The organism is Methanosarcina spelaei, from assembly GCF_002287235.1.
Taxonomy (GTDB): Archaea; Halobacteriota; Methanosarcinia; order Methanosarcinales; family Methanosarcinaceae; genus Methanosarcina; species Methanosarcina spelaei.
Genome location: NZ_LMVP01000092.1, coordinates 1 through 8,266 on the forward strand (window position 1 = coordinate 1; position 8,266 = coordinate 8,266).

Consider the following 8,266-nt stretch of genomic DNA (forward strand, 5'->3'; position numbering starts at 1 on the left):
GAACCACCGCCTCCACCGCCTCCACCGCCTCCACCGCCACCACTGCTACCGCCACCGCCGCTGTTGTGGTTGCTTTCTTCACTTGAACCATCGCTTCCGCTGTTTGGATCCCCGTTTTCACATGCTGTTATTGCAGCTGTTTTTGAAGTGCTCCCATCGGCGTTACTCACTACAAGGGTGACATCATAAGTTCCTGCTGAAAAATAAGTATGCATCGGGTTCTGCTCAGTCGAATTCGTTCCATCTCCAAAGTTCCAGTTCCATGAAGCCGGAGACCCGGTACTGGTGTCAGTGAACAGAACGGTCAACGGGATATTTCCACTCGTTATATTGGAATAGAAACTAGATAACGGAGGTTTTGTCGATACTGCTATGTAATTAATTTTTTGAGTAGAATTTGATCCTTTGCTATTCGTCACTTTCAACGTAACAGTGTAAACTCCATCACTTGAGTATACATGTACCGGATTTTTGTCTGCTGAGGTATTTCCGTCCCCGAAATTCCAGGACCAGGAATCTGGAAGTCCGGTTGATATGTCCTTAAACGCTATATTTAGCGGCCGAGATCCTTCTGTACAATTACTGGTGAAATCAGCAGATGGAGGTGTCGCCTGGATAACCTTAATCGTTTGAACCATTGAATCGCTCGAAATTTCATTTGCTACTGTTAGGTTAACCTTATAAACTCCTGATTTTGCATATGTGTGAACAACATTTGCAGTACTGCTCGCAGGCGAATTGTCACCAAAGTCAAGTAGTTCATTAGCCTGATTGGTGCTGTGATCCACAAATGTCACGTTTTCCCCGGCAAATAGATTATTTTGGGAAACCGTGAAATTTGCAGTTACTTTGGAAAATCTGGGTACCTGTTTCCAGGACGAATTCCCAAGCTCTCCCATGAGATAAAAGGTTCCACCATTCTGATAGGTATAGTTTAAAATTGAGTCAAGTCTTGACGTCGAAGTCTGGTATGGCCCTGTAACATTTGGAGTAATTGCATGCCCGAATAACACAAGTACGCTCCCAGTCTTTATTGCACGATCGATACCATACTCGATAGACGGTAGACTGGCACCAATTGACTGGTCATCGATTTCCACACCATACAGAAGTTGAGTATCGTCCCAGTTGTAATAAGCCAGGGTTGTTTCATTTATGTTTCCATTTATTATCGTGGGAGTTCTCGTTCGGAGTGTTTGGAAGTATGGAGCTACTGCTGCATCGGAAACTGAATTTCTACTTGAGTAAGGATATGCGAAGGTACAAACCGGGTAACCATAACGGGTAATTTCAACGATATTCGGAAATATTTCCTGGTTTAACCATACTTCAGAAGTATTGCCGTTTAGAAATTGAACTGAATCTACATGATTATTCCCATGCAAAGCTATTTCCCAACCAGCCGAATGCAATGCATTGAGTTCTTTTAATTCAATTTCAGCTTGCCTTCGATTACTTACATTATTTACGTTTATAGTACACTTAGCATTATATTTCTGGAAAATCGACAAGTATTCATAACACGATTGAATATGCCCTGAATCGTCCCAGGATAAAGCAATGCCTCCACATTTGCTTAAATTCTTTACACTGCGGAGATCACTCTCATATAAATTTAAAATTTCGGGTGAACTCAATGTCCTATTATATAAATAAAAAGCATATATTGCCCCGTTTAGCCCATATGCAGTGTCAGAGGATGAGCCTATCGTCCAATTTTCCGTTATATAGCTCGGGCCTAAAGCTGCAGCCGTATAATTCACACCTTCTCCATTAGCAAGTCCGTTAATGTAAAGTTGAGCGTGAGAACCATCGTATGTCACAATAGCTTCATAATCCGTATCAGGCTGTATGCTAGTTGAACCTGAGCCGTGAATGTTCTGTCCATCTGCATAAACTTCATATGTAAGCAGAGAATTCGTATGGTCAATGCTGATTCTGAATGCAGTATTTCCTTTGGAAACCAGGTATGTATTACGAGCCGGATTGCTTGAATCATAACGGAAAAAAACCCCAAACGTTATATGCGGGTCAGTAAATGCCAGCTCTTCATTATTAGGTATTGTTATCCGGCTTTGTCCGTTAAATTGTCTTGCTATTTGTCCGGTTGGCAGAATAAAGGTTGTACTGCCATTATTTACACCATTATTTCCGTGTCCTGAATTGTCAACTATAGTATTTCCGGTATCTTCAGACCAGTTATAATACACAAGTTGATTTGTATCTGCATGAGCACTGCCGACCAGACCAGTTATTAATATAAGAAATAAGCCATATTTTACATATGTCTTAAAATTGTAAAATTTCATTATGTCAGACCTCTTTAATGAAGACAATATTAATTTTTTCCCTCATTTTCAGGGTTGAGAAGCCTATTTTTTCCATTCTGGTGTAAAAATTGTATATTTCAATAAACAGCTTAGAATTTCCTAAGAGTTTTTTCCATTTTACTTTCCTTGAATTCCTTATTATTTTGCCATAGTTTCTTCACTATTCTTTAGTATTGTACCTGGTATACCTGGTATAAGTCTCGTACCTGAGCTCGTAAATGTTCAAAAAATCTATTTTAACTGGAAGATTTAATTTAACAAAAATTCACATAGTATTATTCATACAGTTGGATTTGAGAGGACAATCTAATTAGTAAACCCATCTAAATAATAACAGGATAAGTATTATTTAATAGTTGCGTTACCACTTTCTAATATAAATATTTAAGTTTGCTATGATCATAGTGGTTGTTGCTAATGATTTTACTATAAAAGTCGATACGTGTTTGAAAGTGTCTGCTGTAAAAAAATATATTCTCAAGCGTGAAAATTTGCATTAAATTGCCTGATCACGTACTAACCCTGTCAGCATGGAAAAACAGAAATTGTTACTAAAAAACGCCGTGATTATCTCAAATAGATAAATAAAAAAAATAAGAAATAGAAAAATAAAAAATAAAGAAATAAAGAAATAAAGAAATAAAAATGAATACATAAATAAGTAAATAAATATATATTTAAGTTAGTAAAAACTAATATTGGAACTTCCACTGGCAGCTATAACGAACTTTAAACACATTGGACAATTTAATTATATAGGAATAACATAATTAAGTTCAAGTTTTAAAAATATTTATTAATAAAAGTTATTAAAATTTACTATGTGGAGAATTATATGAATAAAAAAGTTATTCGCAATACTGTTGTATTTATTGTCCTTGTTATTCTTAGTGGTTGGATAGGTGTTCTTGTAGACTCTACCCTTTCCGAGCAAACTAAAGGTGATTCTCCTGGTATGGGGATATGGTTGGTATTGCCTATGTTGTTTGCAATTTCGATTACCATACTCTCAAAGGGCAGCTGGAAAGATTTCGGTTTCAATCCGAATTTCAAAGGAAACATAAAATGGTACTTGATTGCTTCTTTGATTTTTCCTGTCGTAACAGCAATTGTTCTGATAATTGGAGTTACAACAAAGTGGATTGACTTATCAACATTCGACCTAGAACCTTTAGTTTTGGTGTTTTCCAGTACTCTATTATTTAATTTTATTAAAAATATTTTTGATGGAGCTCCTTTACATAGTTATCTGACTTCACAACTCACAAAATTAAATTTTGATGATTGGAAAATATATCTCATTGTTGGCGGTCTTTGGGGAGTTTGGCATCTTCCATATTTCCTCGTCTTTTTACCTGAAACCGATCTTCAAGCAGTGTTACCGGCCAGCCGAATTACAATTACCATTTTCATGGTTATAACAATAATATTCTGGGCGGTGATGTTTATTGAGCTTTATAGAATAACGAAATCGATTTGGCCGGGTATTGTATTACACATGGTGGAGGATTCGCTAATAAATCCTTTAGTTGTAAGTTTTATCACCATTGAAGCAGGAAAAGAAATTCTTATTTCACCAATCATTGGAGTTATTACTTCAATTCTTTACTTATTAATTGGATTGGGAATAAGAACTTATAGAAAACAGACAAGTCAAATAATGTTTAGCGAAATAAAGGAGGAAAGAAGTTTTCCCAATTAAAAAGAGGAAAGGGTTTTTTCCTCCTTCAATTATTTCAAGTTCCTTTAACTATTTCAAGTTCCTTTAACTATTTCAAGTTCCTTTAACTATTTCAAGTTCCTTAAACTATTTCAAGTTCCTTTAACTATTTCAAGTTCCTTTAACTATTTCAAGTTCCTTTAACTATTTCAAGTTCCTTTAACTATTTCAAGTTCCTTTAACTATTTCAAGTTCCTTTAATTATTTCAAGTTCCTTATCTAACAGAGCTAAAAACAAAAATTAGTAAGGCGAATAATCCTCTGTTAATTTTTTAATTTCTTGAAAATTCATCTTTCTCCAGAGCCAGCCTTTTAACCCTTTCACGGGCGGTTTCAGCGTTTGCTTTGAGCCCCTTACTTTCCCACAAGTCAGCCGCGATTTTAAAAGCATTTTCTGCTCCTTTCATATTGCCGAGCTTCAGGAAAACCCTGCCCTTTTCATACCAAGCTTCAGGAAAGTCCGGTTTCTTCCGAGTTGCATTTTCAAAAGCGTGCAGAGCTTCTTTTTCAGAGCCGGTTTCAAAAAGTATTTTTCCTCTAAGATACCAGGCCTCTGCGTTATCGGGCTTTTCTTCAAGGGCCTTTTCAAAAGCCTCTCTGGATTTTTCAAGTTCTCCAAGTTTTAAATGCAGCTTACCTTTCTCAAACCAGATACCTGCATCCTCGGGATTCATTTCCAGAGATCTTTCAAGTTCTTTCAGTTTATCTTCACACTTACGCACCAGAACAAGCACAGCTTCCTTTCCTTCCCAGGCATTTTTCTGTACAGGGTTAAGGGAAATGGACCTCTCGAAAGCTTCAAGTGCCTGCCTGAGATGCTCGAGCTTTACCAGTGCAAACCCGGTGTTGGTCCAGAGCCCCGGATGATCCGGATTTATCCTTGAGGCACTTTCAAACATATCAAGAGCTTCTTCATAGCGTTTGAGTTTTAGCAGGGTGTTTCCTTTATAAAACAAAGCTGGAAAATGCCTGGGGTTTTCAGAAAGTACAGTGTCAAAAGCCTCAAGTGCAAGCCTGAGCCTACCCTGCCTGTAAAGAGTTACTCCTTCCTCATAGAGACTCCCAGCACTTTTCGGGTTATTTTCTTCAGGATTTTTATCTTCAAGATAACTTTTCCTAAGTCCGGTTTCTGAAAGGTATCTGAAATCCGGGGAGGTATCTGAACCAGGCCTCGAATCGAGGTATATGAATTCTTCTTTTGGCACAAAGGACTTACAAATCCATCCTGGCTCAATTTTCCTGTTTGTAATAACACAGTATCCGTTAACGTGCTTGGAACAGACTTCACAGCAGTAGATTCTTCTTTCCAGCCGGCACCGAATCTGGTCAAGTTCAGTTGTAACCAGCCCCTCGTTTAGCCGTGCTTTGAAAGTCTCGTACGGTATGTTTTTAATCTTGATATAAACTGTTGAAGGGGCAGGTGGGTCCCATTCCAAAGGGTTTGAAGTCGATTTTTTGCAAATCATAGTTCTGGCAGGAATTTTTCTTATGGATTTTTTCCGGAAATTTTTCTTTTTTTGGAAGTTTCTTTTTTACTGGAAATGTTCCTTTATTCAAAGTTACGCATCGAAGTTAAATGCTTGTCTCAGGTTAGAGATTAATAATAGATTAAGTTTTTTACTGCGTCTCATTTGTGGAGGATCCAGTCCCTGAGGTGGAACTATTGAGTTTTGTCTCATTAGTCGATGAGGGTTGTTCTTGCGTTGAAGTTGACGTATTAGAGTTAGAGTCAGTCTTTTGAGAAGAAGGTGCAGAAGACTCCTGTACGAGTACGACTTTGGTAGCCTCCGTGCTTCCGAACTCATTTGTGGCTGTTAGAGTATATGTCGTGGTTTTACTGGGAGATATGCTCTGACTGCCAGTTAAACCTACGGTTCCGATTCCGGGTTTGATCGAAACTTTCGAGGCACCAGAAACTCTCCAGACAAGTTTTGAGCTCTTTCCTCCCTCAATGGTATCCGGATTCGCATTAAATGAGCTGATCGATGGAAGGCTTTCTTTAGATGTTTGATTCTCCTGAAGTACCGAATCATTTTGTGATGTCTGGCTTTCCTGAGATGCCTGATTATCTTTGGAAGCCTCATTGTCGTTAGAAGCCTGATTATCTTCCGATGTAGGATTTTCCTTAGTCGATGAACTCTCCTGAGATGTCAGACTTTCTTCTGTAGACGGAAGATTTGATGCGGAAACGTTTTCAGAGGAGGCAGCATTTTCCTCAACTGCAACAGTACAGTAAGATGCATCTTCTTTCTCACCGTTTGAAGCTGTAAGTTTGTATGTCGTAGTGCCGGTAGGAGACACATTCAATGTTCCGGTAGGTTCTACAACTCCTATATCAGGTTCAATGGTAACGTTCGAAACCCCTGAGACGTGCCAGTTCAGGATTGCACTCTCGCCTGGTGTTATGGTATCAGGGCTTGCATCAAACGAGCTGATGAGAAGAGGCTCTTGAGACCCATTATTAACCGTGACCGTGCAGAGAGCTACTTTTTCATTTCCTTTACCATTCGCTATCAATTTATAGGTTGTAGTCTCTAAAGGGGATACAGAAGTGGACCCATTTGGACTTACAGGTCCTATACCAGGCTCTATTGTAATATTGTCAGCTCCAGAAACTTCCCAGTTCAAAACTGATGATCCTCCGGATCCGATAGTTTCCGGGCCTGCATCAAAATTGCTAATTCCTACTGCAGCTGCAGGAAAAAGAGCTTTTAGGGCAATTGCTATACTCAGTATGGTACCTAATAATTTTAGAAGTTCTGGTAATGAGTTCCACATTGACTTAACTCGTTTCCAGATTGAATTATTACTATCCTCTTTATCCATAATCAAACTCCGTACCTATAAATTAAACCAAACAACCATACATAGCAGGTTGAAAAATAACGTTTTTCAGAAATTTACCTAAAAAGTTAAGTTACACAGTCAATTCTTTTTTGGATTGCAGTTGAGATATATCTCATAGTTTAATAATATATATATTTATTAATTTTGGGATATATTTTCAAGAAGTTGGATGAAAGGATCGAACTTAAAGATTAAAGCTAAGGATTCAACTTAAGAGTTCAACTTGAGAATTTTTCAATTTACTGCCAAAACTATGTTGTAATCTTCAAAAGAGAATGTCTGCAAGTTAAATTATTTATATTCGCCATCAATATATTTTATAAAAATCTATTATTCTGCCATTGATAATAAAAAGGTGGTTATATGAACTCTTACTGCAAAAAAACCCATGGAGTTCCAGCGTTGTTCTCTTTTTTCATTCCTGGTCTGGGACAGCTTGTAAAAGGACAGGTATCCAAAGCAGTTGGTATCTGGGCAGCTTTGCTAATCAGTCTGTTTATGAGCGTCATCGGAATCGGGCTCTTAATTGGAATAATCGTCTGGATAGCACAAATATACGATGCCTATAATGCATGAGAAGTAGGTTAAGAAACTTTTATTATAAATGTTAATTTGTAGAGGATGTTTAACTCGTTTTAGAAAGTGTACTTTTAGAGAAAGTCTTTAAAAACAAAAATTTTTATATTGAAGGGAAAGGTCTTTTTATGTTAAACAATTTATATTCATCCTCTTATTAAGTACTTAAAGAAGGTAAGTTCTATGAACTATTGCAGAACGCACGGAATTCCAGCCTTATTTTCGTTTTTCTTTCCTGGCCTGGGCCAGCTTGTAAAAGGACATCTGTTCAAGGCATTAGGTATCTGGATAGCCTTCATTATCACAGGGACAATGCACATTTTCGGGGCTGGATTTTTATTGTGGCCGCTGATATGGATCTGGCAGCTCTATGACGCCTACAATGCCTGAATAAAACAAATTTGAGAGCAATCCCAAAAGGATTACCTTGAAAGGATAATCTGTAAAAGATATTCTGTAAAAGATATTCTGTAAAAGATATTCTGTAAAAGATATTCTGTAAAAGATATTCTGTAAAAGATATTCTGTAAAAGATATTCTGTAAAAGATAATCTGTAAAAGACAAAACGAGTGTATAGTAAGCTAAGAGCCTATCCGAAAAGTAGTTACCTGCTATAATTTTTACAATATGCAATATGCAAAACCGGAACGAATGCCAGGATATTAGATCTATTGCAACTTTTCGATATGTATTACTGACTTTTCGGATAGGCTCTAAGTTACTTAGCTATACATCAAATTTTGTAACTATTCAGGGTATAGTTAGCGGCGCTCCTTTGAGCGCCGCGAGAAT

The 8,266-nt window shown here is 37.5% G+C and carries 6 protein-coding genes; 3 read left to right on the plus strand and 3 right to left on the minus strand.

Annotated elements, in window-relative coordinates:
- The coding region (locus ASJ81_RS06540) for a PKD domain-containing protein (RefSeq protein ID WP_141241606.1) at positions 1 to 2,309 on the minus strand (2,309 nt) is incomplete at its 3' end.
- Between the two features lie 856 nt (positions 2,310 to 3,165).
- On the opposite strand from ASJ81_RS06540, the gene ASJ81_RS06545 reads away from it, so the two are divergent.
- Entirely contained in the window at positions 3,166 to 4,032 is an 867-nt protein-coding gene (locus ASJ81_RS06545; RefSeq protein ID WP_095643785.1) for a CPBP family glutamic-type intramembrane protease, read from the plus strand.
- A gap of 290 nt (positions 4,033 to 4,322) precedes the next feature.
- On the opposite strand, the gene ASJ81_RS06550 is transcribed toward ASJ81_RS06545, so the two are convergent.
- Positions 4,323 to 5,516: a tetratricopeptide repeat protein gene (locus ASJ81_RS06550; RefSeq protein ID WP_095643786.1), complete on the minus strand. Its 1,194-nt coding sequence runs from the start codon at positions 5,514 to 5,516 to the stop codon at positions 4,323 to 4,325.
- 151 nt (positions 5,517 to 5,667) lie between these two features.
- Positions 5,668 to 6,876: a hypothetical protein gene (locus ASJ81_RS06555; protein WP_095643787.1), complete on the minus strand. Its 1,209-nt coding sequence runs from the start codon at positions 6,874 to 6,876 to the stop codon at positions 5,668 to 5,670.
- A gap of 384 nt (positions 6,877 to 7,260) precedes the next feature.
- On the opposite strand from ASJ81_RS06555, the gene ASJ81_RS06560 reads away from it, so the two are divergent.
- Positions 7,261 to 7,473 carry a hypothetical protein gene (locus ASJ81_RS06560; protein ID WP_095643788.1) on the plus strand — a complete coding sequence of 71 codons (213 nt, stop codon included), beginning with the start codon at positions 7,261 to 7,263 and terminating at the stop codon, positions 7,471 to 7,473.
- Between the two features lie 183 nt (positions 7,474 to 7,656).
- Entirely contained in the window at positions 7,657 to 7,863 is a 207-nt protein-coding gene (locus tag ASJ81_RS06565) for a hypothetical protein (RefSeq protein ID WP_048106885.1), read from the plus strand.
- The last annotated feature ends 403 nt before the right edge of the window (positions 7,864 to 8,266 follow it).